This is a genomic window from 'Santalum album' aster yellows phytoplasma (assembly GCF_018283495.1).
Lineage (GTDB): Bacteria > Bacillota_I > Bacilli_A > Acholeplasmatales > Acholeplasmataceae > Phytoplasma > Phytoplasma asteris.
The window spans coordinates 44,360-68,134 of record NZ_JAGVSK010000001.1; the positions used below are offsets into that span (position 1 = coordinate 44,360).

At 26.3% G+C, this 23,775-nt stretch carries 18 protein-coding genes and 1 pseudogene; 17 read left to right on the plus strand and 2 right to left on the minus strand.

The window, feature by feature from the left end; all coding sequences use genetic code 11:
* Window positions 1-5: 5 nt before the first annotated feature.
* The 17 genes and pseudogenes from KE631_RS00315 to KE631_RS00395 all read left to right on the plus strand — a co-directional run bounded on the left by KE631_RS00315 (window position 6) and on the right by KE631_RS00395 (window position 19,982).
* Window positions 6-413: an SVM family protein gene (locus KE631_RS00315; protein WP_212508903.1), complete on the plus strand. Its 408-nt coding sequence runs from the start codon at window positions 6-8 to the stop codon at window positions 411-413.
* Between the two features lie 34 nt (window positions 414-447).
* Window positions 448-783 (plus strand): SVM family protein, encoded by a 336-nt coding sequence (locus KE631_RS00320; RefSeq protein WP_212508904.1) that lies wholly within the window; start codon window positions 448-450, stop codon window positions 781-783.
* Between the two features lie 568 nt (window positions 784-1,351).
* Window positions 1,352-1,993, plus strand: a complete 642-nt coding sequence (locus KE631_RS00325; protein WP_212508954.1) for a YqaJ viral recombinase family protein — start codon at window positions 1,352-1,354, stop codon at window positions 1,991-1,993.
* Between the two features lie 75 nt (window positions 1,994-2,068).
* Window positions 2,069-2,683: a dTMP kinase gene (gene tmk / locus KE631_RS00330; RefSeq protein ID WP_212508905.1), complete on the plus strand. Its 615-nt coding sequence runs from the start codon at window positions 2,069-2,071 to the stop codon at window positions 2,681-2,683.
* Between the two features lie 135 nt (window positions 2,684-2,818).
* Window positions 2,819-3,430 carry a hypothetical protein gene (locus KE631_RS00335; protein ID WP_212508906.1) on the plus strand — a complete coding sequence of 204 codons (612 nt, stop codon included), beginning with the start codon at window positions 2,819-2,821 and terminating at the stop codon, window positions 3,428-3,430.
* Between the two features lie 4 nt (window positions 3,431-3,434).
* Entirely contained in the window at window positions 3,435-4,934 is a 1,500-nt protein-coding gene (locus tag KE631_RS00340) for a replicative DNA helicase (RefSeq protein ID WP_212508907.1), read from the plus strand.
* A 10-nt stretch (window positions 4,935-4,944) separates the two neighbouring features.
* A complete protein-coding gene (locus tag KE631_RS00345) occupies window positions 4,945-6,270 on the plus strand; it encodes a toprim domain-containing protein (RefSeq protein WP_212508908.1) in 1,326 nt (441 codons plus the stop codon).
* 19 nt (window positions 6,271-6,289) lie between these two features.
* Window positions 6,290-6,928, plus strand: a complete 639-nt coding sequence (locus KE631_RS00350) for a phase variable surface lipoprotein (protein ID WP_212508909.1) — start codon at window positions 6,290-6,292, stop codon at window positions 6,926-6,928.
* Between the two features lie 600 nt (window positions 6,929-7,528).
* Window positions 7,529-8,466 (plus strand): annotated as a pseudogene (locus KE631_RS00355) (IS3 family transposase).
* 528 nt (window positions 8,467-8,994) lie between these two features.
* A complete protein-coding gene (locus tag KE631_RS00360) occupies window positions 8,995-9,213 on the plus strand; it encodes a hypothetical protein (protein WP_212508910.1) in 219 nt (72 codons plus the stop codon).
* 309 nt (window positions 9,214-9,522) lie between these two features.
* Window positions 9,523-12,609, plus strand: coding sequence for a hypothetical protein (locus KE631_RS00365; RefSeq protein ID WP_212508911.1), 3,087 nt, complete (start codon window positions 9,523-9,525; stop codon window positions 12,607-12,609).
* Between the two features lie 326 nt (window positions 12,610-12,935).
* On the plus strand, window positions 12,936-13,943 hold the full coding sequence (locus tag KE631_RS00370) for an ATP-binding cassette domain-containing protein (protein ID WP_212508912.1): 1,008 nt from the start codon (window positions 12,936-12,938) through the stop codon (window positions 13,941-13,943).
* An 11-nt stretch (window positions 13,944-13,954) separates the two neighbouring features.
* The gene (locus tag KE631_RS00375; RefSeq protein ID WP_212508913.1) at window positions 13,955-14,758 is read left to right on the plus strand and encodes an ABC transporter ATP-binding protein; all 804 of its coding nucleotides are present in this window, start codon (window positions 13,955-13,957) and stop codon (window positions 14,756-14,758) included.
* Between the two features lie 111 nt (window positions 14,759-14,869).
* A complete protein-coding gene (locus tag KE631_RS00380; protein WP_212508914.1) occupies window positions 14,870-16,411 on the plus strand; it encodes an ABC transporter substrate-binding protein in 1,542 nt (513 codons plus the stop codon).
* Window positions 16,412-16,626: 215 nt separating this feature from the next.
* Complete coding sequence (locus KE631_RS00385; RefSeq protein ID WP_212508915.1) at window positions 16,627-17,574, plus strand: ABC transporter permease; 948 nt, start codon at window positions 16,627-16,629, stop codon at window positions 17,572-17,574.
* A gap of 25 nt (window positions 17,575-17,599) precedes the next feature.
* Entirely contained in the window at window positions 17,600-18,463 is an 864-nt protein-coding gene (locus KE631_RS00390; protein ID WP_212508916.1) for an ABC transporter permease, read from the plus strand.
* A gap of 22 nt (window positions 18,464-18,485) precedes the next feature.
* A complete protein-coding gene (locus tag KE631_RS00395; protein ID WP_212508917.1) occupies window positions 18,486-19,982 on the plus strand; it encodes a carboxypeptidase M32 in 1,497 nt (498 codons plus the stop codon).
* Window positions 19,983-20,036: 54 nt separating this feature from the next.
* Here KE631_RS00395 and KE631_RS00400 read toward each other — a convergent pair whose 3' ends face one another.
* Complete coding sequence (locus KE631_RS00400) at window positions 20,037-22,793, minus strand: cation-translocating P-type ATPase (protein ID WP_212508918.1); 2,757 nt, start codon at window positions 22,791-22,793, stop codon at window positions 20,037-20,039.
* Window positions 22,794-22,946: 153 nt separating this feature from the next.
* Window positions 22,947-23,765, minus strand: coding sequence for a YitT family protein (locus tag KE631_RS00405; RefSeq protein ID WP_212508919.1), 819 nt, complete (start codon window positions 23,763-23,765; stop codon window positions 22,947-22,949).
* Between the last annotated feature and the right edge of the window lie 10 nt (window positions 23,766-23,775).

A 23,775-nucleotide genomic window follows, 5' to 3' on the forward strand; every position in this document is an offset into this window, starting at 1 on the left:
AATTAATGTTTAAATTTCAACATAATTTATTATTCTTGAATATATTTATATTTATTTTATTAGGATTTTTTTTAATTACTAATAATAATCAAGTGATAGCGGCCCCTCATGAAGAGCGTGTTGGTGATATGAGAATCGTTAATATAACTTTTTCAGATATTAATAGTATTAAAAATTTTCAACCATTTTCACAATATTTTGATTTTACACTAACTGGTCCACGTTATAATGGAAATATAGCACAATTTGCAATGATATGGAAAATTAAAAATCCACCTCATAATTTATTAGGTGTTTTTTTTGATAATAATACAAGAGACGATGAAGATGATAAATATACTTTAGAAGAATTAAAACAAATGGGTAATGGAGCTGAAAATATGTATATTTTTTGGCAATATGAACAAAAATAATTTTTTCTGAATTAATAAAAGGGGTTTTTAATTAATGTTTAAATTTAAACATAATTTATTATTCTTGAATATTTTGCTATTTATAGTTTTAGAAATGTTCTTAATTACTAATTATTTTCATCAAGTAATGGCTGCGCCTAAAAAACATGGAAAAGATATAATTTCATCCAAGGAAGAAGTAAAAGATAATGTAAAAAAATATTACGAATTATATAATACTCTTGAAAATTATTCAGAAGAAGAAAGGAATAAAATTATTCAAATGTTATCTGATCCAGCAATAAGAAAAACATTAGAAGAAAAAATTAAAGAAACTAAAACTCATGAAAAAGGTTCTTCTTCCAAAAAACCTGATAATTTAAAAAAATAATTTAAAATTAATTTTTTTAAAAGCAAACCAAGACCCTCATCAGGGTCTTTTTTTTATTTAACAACATACAACAACTTGGAAAGGAAACCAAAAACCATGTTCATCAAAAAAATCTTTCAATCTTTACCTAGTAATCTCATCTTTTTCATCATCATTTTACTTTTATTTATTCCAATTATAATCGTTTATTATGTCATTAAATTCTATCTTTTCACCGTCAAACTAAGTATTCACCAATTAAAACAAGGAATAGTGGTTCAATTTTATCAACATTTAACCACGAAGCGACTTTAATTATCATGTGGAATTTAATTAATACTTGGTTAACTAAGGTTAATAATAACCTTAAAACTATAAGTGATTATTTCTTTACTTATCAAAATCAATGGTTAAATTTAGGTTTATTAACAATTATTTTATTATTTCTTCCTCATCTTTTATATCTAATTGATTTTCTTTTTAAATGTCTTTATCATATAATTAAATTTATTTATTATTTAGGAAAATATCTTTTCTTATTATTTCAAAAACTTTTTAAGAAAAAACTTTTTAAGAAAGAATGATTATTATGCAAATCAAAAACTTAAATCAACACACCAAATTATGGTATCAACATCGCAAAAAATATATTAACGCTTCCGAAATCGCTTCCATTACGGGGTTAGATCCTTTTCGTTCGATGAAACAATTAGTTCATGATAAACTCTTTGGCACGACTTTTACTTCCAATCAATACACTCTCCATGGCCAAAAAATGGAACCTATCGCTAGAGAATTTTTCAATCAAAAAACCAATTTAACTTTCGAAGACACCATTTTCACTGATGACAAGGTTAAAATGTTTTCGGCTTCTTTGGATGGCTACAACGAAAAACATCAAGCTGTTTTAGAAATTAAATGTCCTTATGTGAACGAAAATCAAGCAGTCTCATCCACTTGGACTCATTTTTTAACTCACCCTCAGCTCGAAAATATCCCCAAATACTACTGGGCCCAAGTTCAATGTCAACTATATTGTAGTCAAGCTAACTTCGCTTACTTTTTAGTTTATTTTAATGACCAAAACTATCATGTAGTCCGTATTTACCAAAATAAAACCTTTATCATCAAAATGATTCAAGACAGTCAAAAATACTTAGCACTTTTAAATAAAGTTACAGAAGAATTAACAAAAACCACTTATTTAAAACAATTAAGCAAAATCAAATAATTTATTCATATTTTTAGACCTTCAAATTGAAGGTCTTTTTTTTATATCCAAATATAAAAATCAAAGGAGAAATCAATGATGAAATTAATCGTTTTTGAAGGCATTGACGGTAGCGGTAAAACTTCTCTTATTCATGCCCTTCAACTCCAATTAAAAACCCCTCATCAGCTGTATCAAGGGTTAGGAAGTAGTTCTATTGGGAAGGAAATTAGAGATTTATTTTTAAATTTTTCACAAGTAGATTATCTCACGCGTTTTTATTTAAGTCTCGCGAATATGACTCAAATCCAAGCAGAATTATTTAAAAATAACCAATTAATCATCTTAGACCGTTGGTTACCATCTACTTATGCTTACCAATTATTTCCCTTTTCTAAGGAAAAGAAACTAACTAATTTACCTTTAAAACAAATTTTCAATATCAATCATGAAACTATTTTAAAAAAACCTGATTTATTAATTTATTTAGAGATTGACCCTCAAATCGGAAAAACCAGAAAGAAAAAACAAAAAAACCACCAAAGAGATCTGATTGAAAGAAAATCATTAACTTATTTTCAAACCGTGTGCCAAGGATACAAACATTATCTCACTCATTACACTCGTGACATTAAACAATTAATCTTAAACGGAACCGACCACATTCCATCTAATATTCAAAAAATTATGAAATATTTAGGAGAAATCTAATGGCTATTGTTATTAAGAAAAAATGTAAAAATGGTAATCTTTATTTTTATTACCATAATGGAAAAATTAAAACTCTTAAACCTGATGGGACTATTACCTGGAAAACCAAAAAAATTAAGAAAGGAATAATCAAAGATGTTAACAAATACCAGTTTTTACCACATTAAACAATTTAACACTAACGCTCAATGTGTTAATATTTTAAAAAAACTTTTTTATCAAACATCATTTTCATTTACTTTTAATAAATATATGATTCATCATCACTCTCTTCTTGATAATTATTTAACTGATAACAACTATAACTCCCAAAGCCAAAAAGCAATCCGCGGAAAAATCAATGAATATCTCATTTTGTTATATTTTCATCAAAAAGGAATAACAAATCTTTATCCACAATCCTATTTATTCTTCATCTCAGATATTAAATTTGATTTAGTATTATTTTCTGAAAATAAGCGTATAATTGCCTTCAATTTCAAAACATGTCTTCGTGAACGCTATAAACAAGCCATTATCGAAGCTCAACAACTCAAAAAACTAGATACTCGTTTTGAATATTATTTATTAACTAATGATGCTATCGAATCCCAAAGGCTCAACAACAAAATTAAAAATGGAAAAGTTCAAGGCATCAATCAAGTCATTAATTTATTTTCTCCCGAAGCTAATCTTTTTTTTAAAAACCTCATCCAAAGAAACTTCATCCCCTTCAACAACATTAATTTAATTAAAAATAGGGAGTAAAATAATGAATCATTTAACCAATGAACAAAAAGCCTTAACCCAAATCATTAATTATATCGAACAAGGCCAATGGGAAAAATTAAACCTTTATTGTCAAATAATCAACCCTAAATATCTTCAAGAAGCCCATCATCAAAAAATCTTTAACGCTTTAAGATATTTATTTTTAGAAAGAACCATATCTCATCCGTGGGACAAAATCACTACCAAACCCATCATTATCAAAGAATTACTCGCCTATCTTCAAACCCATTTTCCCCAAGATCACTTTACGAAAGAATCATTATCTTTTTTAAATAATGATTTTAGTAAGGAAAATAACCTTGATTTTTTAGCTAACTTAAAACATACCTATACCCAAGAAAAACTATTTCAACAATTAATTAAAACTATTAAACCTTCTTTTGATAATCAAGACCCTTACCACAAAAATTTATGTTACCAAGAAATATTTGATAAATTAAGGAATTTTATCTCTTCAATTCCTCATAAAAATGATAAAACTCTCTTTAATTTAAACCAAATGGTCTCTTTACATCCTGAATTTTTTGAAACCGATTATCAATCAAAACAAAAAATCCAAGAAGAATATTACCGCTTATCAGAAACTTTCAAAGGACTAAACCAAGCTACCAAGGGATTTAAAAAAGGTCAAATCATCACCATTGGCGGTTATACAGGGTTAGGAAAAACCACTTTTGTTTATAATTTGCTGTTAGATATTGCCAAAACTAAGTATCAAGAAACCCAACATTACCCTCACGTGTTGGTTTTTTCTTTTGAAATGACCTTAGAAGAAAATTTAATTCGGTTATTAGCTAACATCACTCAAATTCCTTTAGATGTTATTTTAGATAAAAATTTGGAAGATTCAAGTATCACACAACAAACCTACATGGAAAGGATGAGTGAAACTAAACAATTCTTTTCTAAACTTAATTTATCCTTTAGTTATGATAAAACTAAAAAAATAGATTATATCATTGATTTAGTTTATCGTCTCCATTTAGAACAAAAAGTAGAAATCATCGTTATCGATCACCTTCAAATTACTAAATCATCCAATCACTTAGAAAATGACCGCCTCGCCATTGACGAAATTATGACTAAATTAAAACAATTAGCGATTGAATTAAACATCGTGATTATCATTCTCTCTCAATTTTCTCGCGATACTTATTCTAATTATAACGGTAAATCCCCTGAAATCACCGCTTTAAAAGGTTCAGGAGGGATCGAAACTAACTCCGATATCATCTTAATGATGTCTGAATTCCAACCCAAACTATCAAAAGATAAAACAAAACTCTTAAATATCTATAATTCAACCTTAAATCAACTATATTTAGAAGCTGATGACAACGATCATCAAAAAATCATCGAAGTAAATATCAAAAAAAATCGCAGTGGCACTAAAAAAACCTTAGTTTATCATTTTGAAATGACCACGCAAACCTTCCAAGAAATCGGTTATGTTTTACCTTATCAAATCGAAACTTTTTAAGGAGTAAATAATGAATAATCAAACTAAAATTAACCACATCAAAACTAATTTCCCTATGTCGGTTTTATTAAAAAAATTAAATATTCTCCCACCAAACTTCAACGACAAATATCGTTTCCCTTGCCCCATCCATCAAGGTCAAAATCCAACAACTTGTCATATCAATAAAAACAACAATATTCATTGTTGGAAATGTGGTCGAGATTATGACGTAATTGATGTTTATCAAGAAATAAGAAGAATTAAAAACTTTCCTGAGGTTATTACTAGAATTTATCATTTTATGCAAACACAAGAATTTAAAACTTTAAACCAACAAGCCAAAGAAAGCAATAAAATAACCCCTAATCCTTTTAAACAACCATATCAATCCAAAACCTCTCATCCAATTGATGAAACCCGCATCCAACTCATCAAAAAACAATTATTTAAAGAAATCTCGCCCTTATTTAATCAAATTAGAGATTATTATCATTATTTATTAATGACTAACAAAAATGAAGAAAGTCAACCAGGATTAATTTATTTAACCCAAAAAAGAAAATTAACACTAGAAACCATTAAAGAATTTAAATTAGGATATGCCCCTTTATCTAATAAACCTTTATCTTTTCGATTCATCAATTTTTTAAAAAAGAAAAACATTAACATTGATCAATTGTTAGATTATGGTTTTATTAAAGAAAAAACCAACCATCAAGGAACAAAATACTATCATGATACTTTTCATGGTTCCATCATTATCCCTATTGAAAATGGTTATCATCAAACTTTTCATTTTTATCAAAACCATTTTCGCGAGACTAGTTATTTCCAACCCAAATACCAATCTTTAACGAATTTCAGTCAAACACCCACTTTTTATTTCAGTTATCGTTTTTTTGAAGCTTTACCATATATTAAACAAACAAAAACCATCATCATTCATGAAGGTTTTTTTGATGTTATAAGTTGTTATCAATATGGAATTAAGAACGTGGTCGGTCTCATTTGTGTTACTCAATTACTGTCTCAAGCTCAAATAGAAATCCTCAAAAAAGAAAACATCAAAGTTATTATCGTCTTAGACAACGACGAAACAGGGAGAAAACGCAGTGAAGTCTTAGGAAAACAACTAAAATTAAATCAAATCCCTTATGAAATCCGCAGGATTTTACCACCATATGATGAAACTTGTAAAGATGTTGATGATTTATTACGTCAATATGGCAAAACAGCTTATCAAAAATGTTTTTTAGACCCATATATTACTTATGAAGAGGCTAGAAAAAAAATCATAGTCGATTTAGCCATTCATTTTTTTGGTAAAGATAAAGTAGAAATTATTAACGAATAATTAAAAGGAGAAATTAAAAATGAATGATACCAGTCAAGAAATTAGAATCGGGGGTTGGAATACGAAAACCACCCCTAACGATTTAACTCAAATTAAAAACTTTTTAAAAATATTAAAAGAAGATTTAATCAATCTCACTATTATCTCTCATTCTAAAAAGAAAAATACCTACCAAGAAGCTAATTACCGTCCGAAAAACCAAACTCTCTTTGTCGACCTACAAATCTTAGAAGAAATTAAACAAACGAAAATTACCTTAATTAATGATAATTTCTCTTCTAGTAATAGTAAACCATTACTTTCTGATTTAACCCCTCTTAAAAGCCAAAACAACCCCCTTAAACACCTTTATCCTCTTTTCCAAATCAATTATCAAAATGAATCTAAAAACAACATCAAAGAATTAATTGGCAAAATTGATGTAAATAAATTAGAAACTTTACAATTATATCAATTAGACTCTCAAAAGCGAGATAAATATAATAAAACCATTAAAACTAACTACAAAAAAGGCTTAAACATCATCTATTATCACCAAGAAGATTTAAAATATATTCATTTCTTCTTAACTAAAGCCAAACAAGGTTATCGGGTGAAAAAGTTACGTTCTGGTTATTTATCAAATTTAAATAAAAAAGAATTAAAAACAAATAAATAATTTATAAAATTACCATTTTATTACCATTAAGTTACCTTTTTATTACCATTAAGTTACCTTTTTATTACCATTAAGTTACCTTTTTATTACCACTTTATTACCGTTTTATTACCATCTTATTACCATCTTATTACCATCTTATTACCATCTTATTACCATCTTATTACCATCTTATTACCACTTTATTACCACTTTATTACCACTTTATTACCACTTTATTACCACTTTATTACCATTTGCCTCTTTAAAAAACCTATATAAAGATTAACCTATTTAAAGAGTGATACTTTATATTTATATTTTATATCGATAATGATAATGATAATCGATATTTGATATTATCGAGTTTATCATTTTTAATCATTATTATTTATCGATATAAAAAAACTCCTTTTTTTGGTAATTTTATTTTTTTAATTTTATTTCAATCATTAAATCAACTTTAATTTTAAGTTAATAGCCTTACCAAGTATTTATATATGTATTTTTAAAAAACAAAAAAGATTAACGCTTGAAGTGCTTATATATAACTGATTTTAGAGTTATAATAGTTAATATATAAATATATTTAAAATAATTTCTAAGATAATTGGTATTAAGATGCAAAAATTAAAACAAAAAATTAAATTATTACAAAAAATTATTGAAAAGATTAAAAAAATTGATAAAAAAATGGTTTTTTATTTAGTGAACCAATTCAATCCAAATCTTGATTTAACCACCATTTTAAAAACAATCCAAATTAAACGAAGTACTTATTACTATTGGTTAAAAATAAAAGATAAACTAAAAGAAAAAGAAGAAAAATACTTTTTACAAGAAAAAAGAATAGAAGCTTTATGTTTACATCATCAATATTTTTACGGTCATCGCAAAATCACTGATTTATACCAAAAAACTTTTATGAATTCATTACTAAGAAAAAAGTTTATCTCATTATGAAAAAAAATAATATTTGTTGTTGTTTAAGACCTAAAAAAAACTTTACTTACCGTAATTTAACAAATCATCTCCAAATAATTCCTAATTTAATCAATCAAGATTTTATATCAACAACCCCTTTACAAAAACTTTTTACTGATATCACTTATTTTAAAACTTCTCAAGGTTTTTTATATTTTTCTTGTATCATTGACTCTTTTAACAACCAAATCATTGCTTCTCACACTTCCAACCAACAAAATAAAGAATTAGTTTTAAAAACTATTAAAAAACTTCCAAAAATTACTAATCCTTGTATTATTCACTCCGATCAAGGAAAAATTTATCAATCTTTAAAAGTCCAACAAACTTTAACGAAAAAAGGTTTTTTAATCAGTATGTCAAGAAAAGCTACCCCACGAGACAACGCCGTCATTGAAAACTTTTTCGGCCAAATGAAAACAATCTTACAACATCAAAATCCTTTTTTATTTCAAAAATCTCCTAACAAAATGAAAAAATTAATTAATCAATTTCCTCAATTTTGGAATACTAAGTGGATTTTAAGTAAATTAAACCATTCAACTCCATATCAATATATTCAAAATCTGAGATAAATTTTGAGTTGAATAAATATAAAACAATATAACCTTGAAAAAAGGTTGCTTTAGTGCGCTTTTTTTAAGAAAAATGTTAAACTTATATCAAATATTATTTTCTTTTCATTTTGTTAACGACTTTTTAACTTTTTTTACCTAACTAGATAGTGTAAAGATAAAATATTTAAAAAAATATCTTTTGAAACCAAAGAATTATCAAAAAAAGTTTAGACACTTTTTTGAATGAAAACAATATTTCTTTAGTTTGAAAAGATATGAAATTATCTATTAATTTTTAGTCTTAAAGAACAATTTTAAAATAAAAAGTTGTATTAAAAAACGGAACAGCTCAGTTTGAACACCTCAATCAAATCAAAAGTACTTTTAAAATAAAAGTAAAAAAAGAGACTCTAAATAATACAATTCGTAACATTAAAGTAAAAAACACTAATAAAACTCTTATCTTTATACATAAAAATATTGATACTAATTATTACAAAAAAGTCTCATTTCACAAAACAATTAATCAAAACAAAGGCGAATATAATGTCTAAGTCAATTCTTAATTGTCCCCAAAATATTATATTTATCTATCATGATGGAAAAATGCCATTTATTAAGGATAAAACACATACCTTAGAAGCAATCATAAACATGAAAAATAAATACAATAATTTATATATTTTTTACTATGAACCAACTTTAATCCAAAAATATCTCTATCCTAAAAAAACAACTTGGTATAAACCTTATCGTAAGAAATAATTATTTCCATATTTAAAATAAATTAAATTAATAAACTATTTAAAAAATAAAAATAATATAAATAATTAAAAAAACTATCCTTCAGGATAGTTTTTTTGTTTTTAAGATCTAAATATAAAAGCTAAGTGTTCTTTTTTACATCCCAAATTAATTTGGTTTATGTTATGATAAAGGTAAATGATAAAATAATTTAGAACTTATTTCTTTGAAAAACCAAAATAATATAACATTACAAAAAAAATTAATAATAAACTAAAATTAAGTGTTTTTATATTGTTTAATCAATATTTAGATTGAAGGAAAAATTTTATGTCATCATATTATAATAGATTTTTGGCTTTATTCTTAAAACGCAATAAAACATTATCAAGCGATTTTTTCTCTCCTTTTTTATACCAATTAACAAATAATATCACAAACCTAAAAAACATCCAAGAAAAAAACACAACCCCAAACATTATTACAAACAACCAAAACAAACAATTAAATCAAAGACTACAAACCCTAAATAACAAACACAATATCCAAACAAAAAAATTACAAGAAAAATACCATCACATATTATTAAACATTTACGCACAAATAGAAAAACTCCAAACCCATAAAAAAACAATCCTCCAAAAATACAACTCACAACAACAAAAAACCCAAACTCTTTTAACCCAAGAACTTATTTATCAAAAAAACAAAAACAACGATAAAAACCTCCAATTAAAAGAAATCTTACAAAAAGAACTCAAGGAAATTACTAAAAAAAACAATCACAAAGAAACTACTCTTATAACTAATCTCAACAACAAAAATAACAACATTAATAATTTATTAATTCAAATTGAAAAAGACAAACAAAAATTAGAAATCAAAAACCAAAAACAAAACCAAGAATCCAAACAAAACTTTTATACTACTGATTTTAACCTCAATCAAAAAAACACCAATTTATTAAAACAACTAGAAACAACTCTTAATTTACAAGAAAAAGACAAAGGCAAATCAATTTGCATCTTAGAACAAATAAAGACTACAAAAGAACAAACTTATAAAAAAACCATTACCAAAACTCACAAACTATACCAAAATAAACTAAGTATAAACGACAAAAAACTAGACACCATCAAAGATGCTTACCAACAAGAAAAAACTATCATCCAAGCACAAATACAAGCTTTTTTTCTCCAAATAAGACCTTTTCCTTTTATAAATATACCAATTCTTTCCAATTACCAAATTGAAACATCCAAAAAAGCTCTTTTTTACAAACAACAAACAAACTGCCTTTCTTACCAAAACCAAAAATCTTTATGGAGCCAACAATATCACCTCATCAATCTTTTACACCAACAAGCAATTAATATGTGGCATTTAGAACACCACAAACAAAACAAATACAAACACATCTACCAACAAACCTTAGAAAAAATTTATCATCTCATCCACCAAAAAAAAAATTATTTATTCTCCCAAAAAATAAACGGTATCAAAGAACAAATAAAAACAGTTCTTAACTTACATCTCCAAGAAACAGCTATCTTTGATAATCAAAAAGACTATCAAGAAACTTTCTTTGCTTATCAAAAAACTCTTTTAGCCTTACAACGTAAACAAAACAATTACCAAATAGATTATCATTATCATTTCTTTGCAAAAAAACAAGAATTTGACCTTAAAACTAAAAGTATTGCCCTACAACTAAAATTAGAAAAAACCAAAATCCAACATTATTATTTAGAACAAATAACTACTTTAAAAAAAGAAATTAACAACTTCCAAAACCAATTAACACTTAATAAAATATTTCAAAAAGATGATTTTCTAACCTTCAAACTTACCCAAGAAAAAGAAAAACATCTCTTTTTACAAGACATCACCTTAATGCAAAAAGACATCTATTTATTATTACAAACCCAAAATATAGAACTTTTACAAACTTTAAATAATTTACTCAACACTTTTCCATCTTGGCAAAAAGAAAGCACATTATTAGAACAAACTTTACAACAAATCCAATTACAAATTAATACTTTTACAAGTAATTATCAAACTAAAACTTGTCTTATCGAACAAATAATCTTAGACCAAATAAAAACTATAATTGAAACTAACTTATTTCCTATCATTCAAAAACAATTTAATCAAACAATTAATCTTTTACAAAAAAAACACCAATTAAACCAAACTACCCTACAAAATGAAATTAATCTTAACGAACAAATAATAGCTTTTTATGACAAACAATTAACCTTTCTTAATCAAAAAATACACACTGACAAAAAGAAAGGAATACAAGGATTTTTTCACAAATACAAACAAAAAGGAACTGACCTATATCCCCTTTTATACCAAATCAAAACTCACAAAGAACGTTATGAAAAAATTATCAAAAACCTCACTACAAAAAAAGATAAAGCAACCAACAAACACCAACATATTTTAGAAAAAACAACTAACAAACACCAAAAAAAAATCAACAAAACCAAACTTAAAATAACCAAACTTTTAACTTTATGGCACTATTTAAAACCTGCCTCCAAAAACATTGCTCTTACTCCTTTAATCAATTTCAAAATATCAAACAAATCTTTTTTCAATGCTTGCCAAAAAACAATCACAAATGTTATCCAAGATATTTTATTCTATAATAATTATCAAAAAAACATTTATCAATGTTTAAATACTTTGCTCCAAGAACAAATAAAAAAAGAACAAAAATTAATTCAAACAACTACAAATACCACTAACACAACTAAACACCTTAACAAAGTTTTTTGCAACCAAAATGAATTAATAAAAAATGTTATTAATGTTTCTTTGGAAAAAACATTTAAACAAAATCAAATATCTTTATTACAAGAAATTACTAAAACAATTAAATCCAAAGAAAAAAGTTTAACCCAAACAACTAATTTAATGAAAGAAAAATTAGGATTATTAAACGAAAATATAAGTGATGCTCTTATCAATTTTAATTTATCATGGCACCAAACACAAAAAGAATTACGCCAAAAACTATCAAACCTCAAAAAAGAAGCTCTCCTCAATTTTGAAAAAAAAGACAAATTATTTTTCGAACATAAAAAAATAGCCATCAAACAAAAAAACAACCAAATCTTTAAACATTTCACCAAACAAAAAGAAAAAATATCCCAATCATTTACTCACAAACAAAAAACTAATCACAAAAAAATAACCAAAATAGAAAAACAAATCAAAAAAACCAAAAAAAACTTACTTACTAAAATCAAACTAACTAATTCCCAAACCAAACTCAAAACTATCTTTTTAAAATGGTCTTTTTTTTGGCAAAAACAAAAAGGAAAATTCAAAATAAAACATCACCAAAAACAAATTACCAAACAAATCAAAAAAACTATTGCCCTTGATAAAAAAATTTCTTAAAGCAAAAAAATATTGATATTATAAAATATTATAAAATGAAATTATAATTTATAAATAAATATAATAACAAATTTCTTAAAAAATATAGGAATAAAACAGTTTACCAAAACCACCCAAAAAAATCATTTATTACAACAATATTTAAAATCTATTTGCATTTTTATTTTTTTTAGTGTATAATTAAAGTAATTATTATTTTATGATAAATATTAATTTCTTAAAAAAACATTTTAAATAATAATTTATCAAAACAATAATAATTAAGGATTAAGGCAAAAAGTAAATTTTTCAAAAAATGAAGCAAAAAACTAAGAAAGGAAGCAAAAATGACATCCTCAAATCAAGTTTTGATTGAAATTAAAAACTTATCCAAAAACTTTTCTATCAAAAAAAACTTTTTAAAACCAGATACCTTAATAAAAGCCAACCAAAATATTAATTTATCCATTTTCAAAGGCGAAACATTAGCCGTAGTTGGAGGCTCTGGTTCAGGAAAATCAACTTTAGGACAAGTTCTTCTACAACTTGTAAAACCTACTTCAGGCAATGTTTTTTATCACAAAGAAACAATCCCCAAAACTAAGGAAACACAGACAAAAGACATTGAAGAAATTGATTTAACTACTTTAAGTAATAAAGAAAAGCGCTTTTTAAGAAAAGATTTACAAATTATTTTCCAAGATCCTTTTTCTTCTCTTAACACTCATCTCAAAATATCAGATATCATTGGCGAAGGACTTTTAATCCACAAAATGACAAAAGGCAAAAAAGACCCCAAATATAAAACAATGGTTCTAGCTATCATGAAAAAATGTGGCATTGATACTTCTCTTTATGACCGTTATCCTCATCAACTTTCAGGAGGACAAAGACAAAGAATTGCAATTGCAAGAGCTTTAATTATTAAACCTAAATTTGTTGTTTGTGATGAAATAGTATCAGCATTAGATGTATCAATTCAAGCCCAAATTTTAAACCTTTTAAATGATTTAAAAAAAGATTACCAACTAACTTTCTTGTTTATTACTCATGATTTAGGAGTTGCTCGTTTTTTAAGTGACCGCATTTGTGTAATGCATTTAGGAAAAGTAATTGAAATAGCACCTTCAGAAAGCCTTTTTAAAAAGCCTTATCATCCCTACACCAAACAACTTCTAAATGCTATTCCTAAATTAAAAACTCAAAATAAAGCTTTAGAAGAAATGCCAATCACCTACGAAACTAACAAATTTAGATTTTTATTTCACACTCAAAAACAAGACCTAGATTGGTATCAAGTAGCCCCTAATCATTTTATTTCTTGCACTTTAAAAAATAAAGCTACTAAAATATAAAGGAGTAAAATATGAGTTTATTAAAGGTTAGCAATCTACATACTTATTTTGAAACCCAAAAAGGTCTAATCAAAGCAGTTCGTGGTGTTTCTTTTGAAGTCCAAAAAGGCAAAACTTTAGGAATAGTTGGAGAATCTGGTAGCGGTAAAAGCCAAACTGCAATTTCTATTCTCAAATTATTTGAAAAAAACCAAAAAATTTACCAAGGCGAAATTACTTTTGAAAATCGTATTATTTCTCAATTTAGTGAAAAAGAAATGCAAAAAATCAGAGGAAACGAAATTGCTATGATTTTCCAAGATGCCATTTCTAGCCTTAACCCTGTTTTTAAAATCAAAAATCAAATTATAGAAGTTCTAATGCTCCATCAAAAACTTGATTACACCCAAGCTTATCAAAAAACTCTTGATATTTTGGAAAAAGTGCAAATTCCTAACGCTCAAAGAGTAATGAATTCATATCCTCATCAACTTTCAGGCGGAATGTGTCAAAGAATAATGATTGCTATGGCATTAGTTTGTAAACCTAAACTTTTAATTGCTGACGAAGCAACTACTGCTCTAGATGTAATTGTCCAAAAAGAAATTCTTAATTTAATTGCTTGTCTACAACAAGAACAAAACACTGCCGTTTTATTTATCACTCATGATTTAGGAGTAGTTTCTCAAGTAGCCGATGATATTATTGTCATGTATCAAGGACAAATTATAGAAAGCGGCAAAACATCACAAATATTAAAAAATCCCCAACACCCCTACACTAAAAGTTTACTTAATAATTTTTTAAAAACTGGGTTTGATTATCACAATGTTTAATTTGAATTTATTATCAAACATTTTACTAATATGAAATCTTAAAGTATCAAAATCAAATAATCTGTAATTTAACATATTTTTTAAAGCAATAAAATAATAAAGGAAGAAAAAATGAAAAATTATTTAAAAAAACAAAATACTAAATATTTTATAGTAGGGTTTGTATTAGTTTTAATTACTGTATTTTTGAGTTATATAGTATATCAATCATTTCAAAAAGAAAATTACGATCTTATAGAAGCATTTAATGCAGACATCAAAGGATTGGATCCAACCAAAGAAGAAAACACAATAACTACTGTTGGAAATAATTTCTTCCGTCATACACATGATACTTTATTAGAAATGGATGGTACAAATTTTAAAAAAAAATTAGCAAAAGATTTTAAAAAAGAGGGCACCAAAATTACTTTTGAATTAAGAGAAAATTTATATTTTCATAACGGAGAAAAATTATCATTTGAAGATGTTGAATATAGCATACAAAAGGGTATACAAAACGGAAATAAAAATTTTCAAAACATTGAAAAAGTAAACAAATTAGATAATAACAAATTTGAAGTTATATTAAAAAAAGATTATTTGAATTGGTCCCATCCTTTTACTAATTATATTAGAATTTTAAATAAAAAAGCTGTAGAAAAAAATTATAATGAAGGCATCAAAATTGGTACAGGTCCATACAAATTAAAAAAACGAAAAGAAAAAGAATCGATTTCATTAGAACTTTTTGATAAATACTATGACAAGGATTTCTGTTCAAACGGTTTAAAAAAAATATTAATCAAAATTATAGAAGACCCAAATACTGCTTTAACACAATTAGAACAAGGGAAAATTGATGCTATTATTGGATATCCATCAGCTAAAATTAATGATTTAAAGGCTCGTAGGCTACCAAATATAAAAATCATTGAACAAGGTACTTTTACTGCTGCTTATTGTTATATCAATGCCAAAAATACAGATGAAGAAACTAGAAAAGCTATAATAAAAGCGGTAGATGTTCCTAAATATATCCAAGAGCTGAAATTACCAGTTAATCCATTAGAAAGTAGTTTGCCACCAGGATTAATAGGTTATGATGAAAAATTGAAACATCATCCAACCAATATTGAAGATGCAAAAAATATAGTTAAAAAATTAAGTTTGGAAGAAAAAAAATTAAAATTATATATGAGTAATGGTGGCAATAAAGAAATGCCTAAAAAAATAACAGAAGCTTTAAAAGCTGTAGGTTTTGAAACCCAATTAGAAGAAATTGAATTTAATACTCTTTTAGACAAAGTTAAAAATAAAAATGAAAATGACACAAATATATTATTCTTGGGGGAAAATTTTGAATCATTATTTGGTAACAACTATTTTGTAGATTATTATCTTTCAGATAGCAAAATTCATTGTTGTCATATAAATGATTTTAAAATTAATGATCATGAATTAGAAAAAATGATAAAAGAAGCCAAAGAAGAAACTAATTTAGATAAATATGAAGAAATTGTTAAAAAAATAAATCAACACATTCACGATAAATTTTACATTATTCCTTTGACTCAACCAAAATCTTACAACCTTACAACAAATAAAATCAAACAAGGATTTGAAGCTGATTCATTTAACAATTTTGATATTACTAAAGTTAAAAAAGAATAATTATTTAAACTTTTTTACTAACAAGTTTTAATCCATTAAAACTTGTTAGTAATATCATTATAATATTTTATGTATACCCAATTATGACTTTTATTTTTAAAATAAATAATGAGTTTTTATATTAAAATCCAATAAAATTATAAATATTAATAAATTTGTGTAATAATCCATGAATAAAATTAGTTTTATTAATATTAAAGATTGTGAGCTTTATTTTGATTCAATATATTTTTAAAAAATTTTTTTATGCTTTAGCTATTTTTATTACAGTTATAATAATTAGTTTTTTTGCTGTTAATTTTATTCCTGGAGACCCTGTTTCTGCTATGTTTGGCCAAAGGGGTTCTTCCCAAATGCAAAGAGCAATAATAGAAAAAGAGTTAGGTTTAGATAAAAGCATAGGAGTTCAATTCCAACAATATTTAAAAAAAATTTTTTTAAAATTTGATTTTGGAAACTCTTATAGAGGTGAAAACCCTAAAGCTTTAAGTGTTTTTACTGAAAGTTTTGTAATAACTTTCCAATTAGCTTTTTTTAGTTGTTTAATAGGTTCATTAATGGGAATTTTTTTAGGAACACTATCCACATTATTTAATGACAATAAAAAAAGCACTTTTTTAGAATTTTATGCTATTTTAATGATTTCTACACCAACTTTTATTGTAGGTTATTTATTACAAATTTATTTAGCCACTAATCGAGGAATTCCCATTTTTGAAATTTCTGGGTGGGATAATTTAAGATGTAAAGTTTTACCTATTTTAACTTTATCTTTAATCATTAGTGGATCTGTATTAAAAACTACCCAAACTAATATGAAAGAATGTTTAGAACAACCATATATCAAAACAGCTTATGCTAAAGGACTATCCAAAAAAACAATCATTTTTAAACACGCTTTAAAAAACGCTTTAATTCCTATTATTTCTCATATTGGTTTAATTTTTAGTTTTTTAATTGGTGGTTCTATCGTAACAGAAAAAATCTTTAATATAAGAGGAGTAGGCAGTGTAATGCTAGATTCTTTTGAAGAAAGAAACTTCCCTGTACTTCGTTGTTGTATTATTTTATTAGCTTTATTTGTAGCTGTCTTTAATTTATGTCTAGATTTGATTTATTTTTGGTTAAACCCTAAATTAAATAAGAATACAAAAAACCAATAGAAAAAAGAGGTAATAGAATTAAATCATGAAAAAAAAATATCTATTATTTTTTTCTATCAAAAAACCAATAATCAAAATACTAAAAAATAAAAATATTTTAATTGGGGCTTTATTTTTAATTTTTTTAATTTTAACTATTTTAGCAGTCCCTTATCTGCCTTATGATTATAATCCTTATCGTTCCATTTATGAACCTTTACAAAAAGTTAACAAATTTCATTGGATGGGCACAGATTCTACTGGATACGATCTATTTAGTCAAATTATAGCAGGGGGTTATGTTACTTTACAAATAGGTTTTTGTTCTGTGATGATTAGTGCTTTTTTAGGAGCTTTTTTAGGAATTATAGCTGGTTATTACCGTAGTTTTTTGGATAGTATTATTAATTTTATATGTGATATTTTAATAGTATTCCCTGACGTGATTTTAGCCATTTTAATTATGTGCTTTTGGCCCCAAAAAAATATTTTTTCTTTAGTTATTGTTTTAAGTATTTCTCATATTCCTGCTTTTATTCGTTCCATTAGAACAAATACTATGCAAATTAAAGAAAATAATTTTATTAAAGCATCTAGGGCTTTGGGTGCAAGTGACACAAAAATAATACAAAGACATATTTTATCTCATTTATTGGCTCCCTTTATAACTAGAATAGTTATCAGTATGGGCAGCATTATTTTATCTATATCTTCATTGGGAATGATTGGTATGGGACTTGAAGCAACTAGACCCGAATGGGGTAGAATTTTGTTTGAAAGCAAAAGTCAATTTAGATCACATCCTCATTTATTTTATGGACCTTTTATTGTTATTTTATTAACGAGTTTGTCTTTTAATTTGTTAGGGAAAGGTTTAATACAACTTTTCAATCCAAAAGAAAAACATTAAAAATTAAAAAAGGGGCTCTTATGTGTCAATTAATTATCAAAAATTAGAACAAAGATTTGAAAAAATTGGTCGTTTGGAAAATATTATCAATATATTAAACTGGGATATGGCGTGCAATATTAAAAAAGGCTCCCAAGAAAGCCGTACTTTAGAAATCATTGATTTAACCCAAATTATCAAAAAACTATTAACTTCCCAAGAAACCAAAAATTGGTTTTCACAAGCACAACAAGAACAAGAAACTCTCAATTCTTGGCAACAAGCTAATCTACGAGAAATAACATCCAAAATACAATCCGAAGAAATAATCCCTGAAGAACTACAAAATAATTTAATTTTAGCAACTACCAAATCAGAGCTAATGTGGAGACAAGCCACAAAAAATAATGATTATAACAGCTTCAAACCTTATTTTCAAAAAGTACTCAATTACACCAAAGCAGTAGCAAATCTCAGATCCCAAAAATTAGGCGTATCTTTGTATGATGCTCTCATCGATCAATATGACCCTGGAATGACTGCTACCAAAATCAAACAAATATTTAACGTCATCAAAGAAAAATTACCATCTTTAATGAAAGCTATTTTGCAAAAACAAGAACAACAAGAACACCTTTACAAAGATATTGCAATGACTTTAGAAAACCAAAAAAAATTAAATCAAATCATTATGCCCAAAATAGGATTTGATTGCAATTATGGTCGCCTAGATGAATCCATCCACCCTTTTTGTGGAGGCACTCCTTATGATGTTCGCCTTACTTCCAATTATAATACAAACAATTTTTTAGATAGTTTTTTAGCCACTATACACGAAGTAGGACACGGTTTATACGCCCAAAATTTACCCCAACAATACAAAAATCAACCAGTAGGCGCTCCACGAAGCTTTTCTTTTGATGAAAGCCAATCTTTATTAATGGAAAAACAAGTTGCTAAATCTCAAGAATTTTTAACTTACTTAGTAGATATTTTAAAAACAGAATTAAATTTTTACAATCCTTCATTAACTCCACAAAATTTATTTAAACAAGCCAACCAAGTAAAACCTGATTTTGTTCGTATTTATGCTGATGAAGTAACTTATCCTTTCCATGTTATTTTGCGTTTTGAAATTGAAGAATTATTAATTTCTGATCAGTTGTCTTTGGATGATTTACCTCACTTTTGGAATTGCAAAATGAAAGAATATCTAGGAATTACCCCACCCAACGTAGGTCTTGGATGCTTGCAAGATATTCACTGGCCTCAAGGAAGTTTTGGTTATTTCCCTAGCTATTTAAATGGAGCTATTTTAGCATCCATGATAATGAAAAACATTCAAAAAGCAAATCCTAATATTAAAGAGGACTTTAAAACAGGAAAATTTGAAACTTTAAATCAATATTTAGATCAAAAAATAAGAAACTGGGGTTCTTTTTATACCAACCAAGAATTTGTGTTCAAAGCAACAGGCATGCCCCAAATTAACCCTGAAACCTTTTTACAATATTTAGAAAATAAATATTTGAATAATTAATTTAAGAATATAAAAAAAGACTCTTTCAAGAAGAGTCTTTTTTGTTTTTTAATATCATCTACATTTATGGCGTTTATAATGACAAAATCTTTTTTTAATTTCTACAAACAACAAAGGCAACAAAGATAGTAATAAAATGATTACAAAATCTTTTGTTGTTAAAGAAATTAATTGAAATAGATCTCTTAAAAAAGGGACAAAAATTATGATTAATTGCAAAAATACACTAATGGCAAACGATTTAATCAAAAAGGAATTTATTTTTAACTTAAAAACAGAAGTGCAAAAACTTCGCAAATTCCATACATGAATCAATTGTGAAAACGCCAAAACCATAAAAGCAAAAGTTTGAGCATATCTTATTTTATCACTATCATGATTATAATATCCTATTAAAGAAGCCACAAAAGCCAAAAGACCAATTAAAAATCCTTCCAAAATAATTTTTTGATAAGTTTTTTTATTTAGCAAACTTCCTTTAGGATTATAAGTTTTTGGCGACATAGAATTTGTTTCTTGTGGTTCGATTCCCAAAGCCATTGCTGGCAATGAATCAGTAACTAAATTAATCCAAAGAATTTGTAAAGCAGTCAAAATTTTAAAATCACACCCAAAAAAGAAAATTCCTAAAAAATTACCAAGCAAAATCAAAATAATTTCACCAACATTACAACTCAAAAGAAAAACTAAACTTTTTTTAATATTATTAAAAATATTTCGCCCTTCTTCTAAAGCATTCGTAATAGTAGCAAAATTATCATCTGTTAAAATCATATCTGATGCCATTTTACAAACATCAGTACCTGCAATTCCCATAGCAATTCCCACATTGGCTTGTTTAATGCTTAAAGAATCATTTATGCCATCTCCTGTCATTGCCACCACAAAACCTTTTTTTTGCCAAGCTTTCACAATTTTTAATTTATGATGAGGATTAGTTCTTGCATAAACTTTAATTTGCAATAATTTTTTCAAAAATTCTTCCTCTGGCATTTGAGCTAATTCATCTCCTGTAATGGCTAAATCTTGAGGTTGGGATAAAATATTTAATTTTTTGGCAATCACAAAAGCAGTTTTTAAATGATCCCCTGTAATCATAATCGGAGTGACGCGTGCTTGATTGCATTTAAAAATGGCTTGCATAACTTCTTTTCGAATGGGATCTTCCATCGCCACTGCCCCTAAAAAAATAAGATCTTGTTCAAAAATATCAGGATTGTTTTTAAGATTCGTCTCTAAATCAAGAGAAAATACACGATAAGCAACTCCCAAAACTCGCAAAGATTGCTTACTTAATTGACTAATTTGTTTTTCTAATATTTTTATTATTTTAGTATCTTTTGCAATGGTTTGTTCTTGATATTGAACTTGACTACATTTTTGCAACAAAACTTCTGGAGCACCTTTAGTAATAGCATAAATAAATCTGTCTTTATGATGAAAAGTAGTCATCAATTTCCTTTGGGAATCAAAGGCAATTTCTGCAAATCGAGGATATTGCTTTTGGAGTAAAAACGCATCATATTGATAAAACAAAGCTAAATTAATAAAGGCTTTTTCAGTAGGATCAGCAATAATTTCTAAGTTGTTTGAAGTTTTATCGTTGGTTGTTTTTGCAACACTAATCAAAGCATCATTACATAAAATACCAAATAAAAGCAACTTTTCTAAATTAAAGGGTTTGGGTTCATTAATATTTTTCACACAAAAGGGACTTATTTTTTCCAAAGAATTACAAACTATAATTTTTTTAACAGTCATATTATTTTGGGTTAAAGTTCCTGTTTTATCAGTACAAATAACATTAACAGCCCCCAAAGTTTCTAAGGTTTTTAAATTTTTGACAATAGCTTTTTTAAGAGCAAGTTTTTTCATTCCCAAAGCCAAAATTAAAGTCATAATAATTAATAAACTTTCAGGAATAGCAGCAACTGCAAGAGCAATGGCATCCAAAAAAGTATGTTTCAAAATGTGAGAGCTAAAAGTTGAGATGTAAATGTTTTTAAAAATCGTCCACAAGCCATTAAGGAAAATAATAATACCAATTATCAAAGTTAACTTTTTAGTTAATTTGGCAATATTTTGTTCTAATGGTGTTTTTTCTTGTTGGGGTTGAGAAATAAACTGGGTAATTTTTCCAATTTCAGTTTGCATTCCTGAAGCAAAAACCACTCCTTTAGCTCTTCCTTTTAAAATAACAGTATTCATAAAAGCCATGTTTTGATTAGTAAGAGCTGCATTTTGGAGACAAACACAAGCACTTTTTAAAACAGCTTGTGATTCTCCTGTAAACAAAGATTCATCTACATATAAATTAAATGTTTCTAAAAGTATCATATCAGCTGGAATAATATCACCAGTTTCTAAAATGACAATATCTCCTATCACTAAATTTTGCATAGGAATTAAAAGCGGTTTGCTATCTCTTATTACTTTGGCATTAAGGGAAGCTTTTTTTGATACATTAGCTAAAACTTTTTGGGTTTTAGTTTCGTAATAAATACTTAAAAAGGCGTTAAGAAGGACAATAATCAAAATAAAACAGCCTTCCAAAAGTTCTTCTTTGTTGCCTTGTAAAATACCAATCACGAAATTAATTGTAGCTGCTAATAGAAGGACAATAACTAAAAAATCTTTAAATTGTTGTTGGAATAGATGCCAAAAAGTGGGTTTGGTAAGGGATTGAATTTGATTTTTACCGTTAATTTGAAGTCTTTGCAAGGCTTCTTGGGAGGTAAGCCCTTTTGTGATTTTGGTTTGTAACAATGTTTGCGATTGTTCAGGGTTTTTTTGACTAAATGAATGTTTCATTAAAATTCCTTTAATTTAATATAAATACAAAAAATATTTTGTGCAAAGCAAAAAGTAAAAATTTCAATTTGTTTTGAATGTATTATGAAATTGAGTTTTACAACTAATAAAAATAAGTGAAGCGTGCAAATAAAATAAAAAAACTAAACTGTTTTAGCAGTTTAGTTTCGTTTCTTTTTGGGGAACAGAAGTTATCAATCCCATAAATAAGGCAGATAATTTAATACGTAAAACAGTATAAAAAAGTGATAAAGATATTTGTGTAGTAAGTTCTTTGAGACCTGTTTCTTTATAAAAATATTCAATAATAAAAACACCCACAGCACCAAAAATCATAAGAGTATAGCCAAACATTTCTACTACAAAAGAGATATCTTTTTTCTTATAAACAGATAAATATTTAGCAACAATATCAAGTCCTCCAGTAGAAGCACCAATTCTTACAGGAATACCATTAAAAATACCTATTAAAATACCTGCAAAAAAAACTCTGGTAAGATCGCTTAAAAAATCACTTTCAGTTTTGAATATTCCAAAAAATCGTTCAGTATGATATAAAAAACCTTGTTTAACTTGGTTTTCAATAAAAAACACTGAAACAAAAAGAAGGACAGTTGCAAATGCAGTAGTAATGGTAAAATATTTACCCAAATAACGACGAGAGATAAAAAACAATAAGAAAACATTAACAACAAAGTAAAAAGTACCAGCAATAACTATAATATTATTGGTTTCAATCTTTCCTGCTTTATGTAATAATTTACCTATTACATTGCCTAAACCAATAATCCCAGTAGGAAAAAGATCAGTTTTATATCCGCCATCTCGGGTGCAATCAAAAGCCCAAACAGAAACTAAAACATATGCTATTAAGGATAAGGATAAAATTAATATTTTTTTAAATTCTTGAACATATTGAATTTTTTTCTTTATTGGAGAAAATTTTTCAATATTGTCCATACCATTTTTCATAATAAACCTA

Bases quoted from the DNA above. Each gene is read 5' to 3' on its own strand.
- KE631_RS00335 (WP_212508906.1), top strand. From the start codon at position 2,819: ATGTTAACAAATACCAGTTTTTACCACATTAAACAATTTAACACTAAC.
- tmk (WP_212508905.1), top strand. From the start codon at position 2,069: ATGATGAAATTAATCGTTTTTGAAGGCATTGACGGTAGCGGTAAAACT.
- KE631_RS00405 (WP_212508919.1), bottom strand. From the start codon at position 23,765: ATGAAAAATGGTATGGACAATATTGAAAAATTTTCTCCAATAAAGAAA.
- KE631_RS00365 (WP_212508911.1), top strand. From the start codon at position 9,523: ATGTCATCATATTATAATAGATTTTTGGCTTTATTCTTAAAACGCAAT.
- KE631_RS00375 (WP_212508913.1), top strand. From the start codon at position 13,955: ATGAGTTTATTAAAGGTTAGCAATCTACATACTTATTTTGAAACCCAA.
- KE631_RS00390 (WP_212508916.1), top strand. From the start codon at position 17,600: ATGAAAAAAAAATATCTATTATTTTTTTCTATCAAAAAACCAATAATC.
- KE631_RS00320 (WP_212508904.1), top strand. From the start codon at position 448: ATGTTTAAATTTAAACATAATTTATTATTCTTGAATATTTTGCTATTT.
- KE631_RS00325 (WP_212508954.1), top strand. From the start codon at position 1,352: ATGCAAATCAAAAACTTAAATCAACACACCAAATTATGGTATCAACAT.
- KE631_RS00345 (WP_212508908.1), top strand. From the start codon at position 4,945: ATGAATAATCAAACTAAAATTAACCACATCAAAACTAATTTCCCTATG.
- KE631_RS00380 (WP_212508914.1), top strand. From the start codon at position 14,870: ATGAAAAATTATTTAAAAAAACAAAATACTAAATATTTTATAGTAGGG.
- KE631_RS00350 (WP_212508909.1), top strand. From the start codon at position 6,290: ATGAATGATACCAGTCAAGAAATTAGAATCGGGGGTTGGAATACGAAA.
- KE631_RS00360 (WP_212508910.1), top strand. From the start codon at position 8,995: ATGTCTAAGTCAATTCTTAATTGTCCCCAAAATATTATATTTATCTAT.
- KE631_RS00400 (WP_212508918.1), bottom strand. From the start codon at position 22,793: ATGAAACATTCATTTAGTCAAAAAAACCCTGAACAATCGCAAACATTG.
- KE631_RS00370 (WP_212508912.1), top strand. From the start codon at position 12,936: ATGACATCCTCAAATCAAGTTTTGATTGAAATTAAAAACTTATCCAAA.
- KE631_RS00315 (WP_212508903.1), top strand. From the start codon at position 6: ATGTTTAAATTTCAACATAATTTATTATTCTTGAATATATTTATATTT.
- KE631_RS00340 (WP_212508907.1), top strand. From the start codon at position 3,435: ATGAATCATTTAACCAATGAACAAAAAGCCTTAACCCAAATCATTAAT.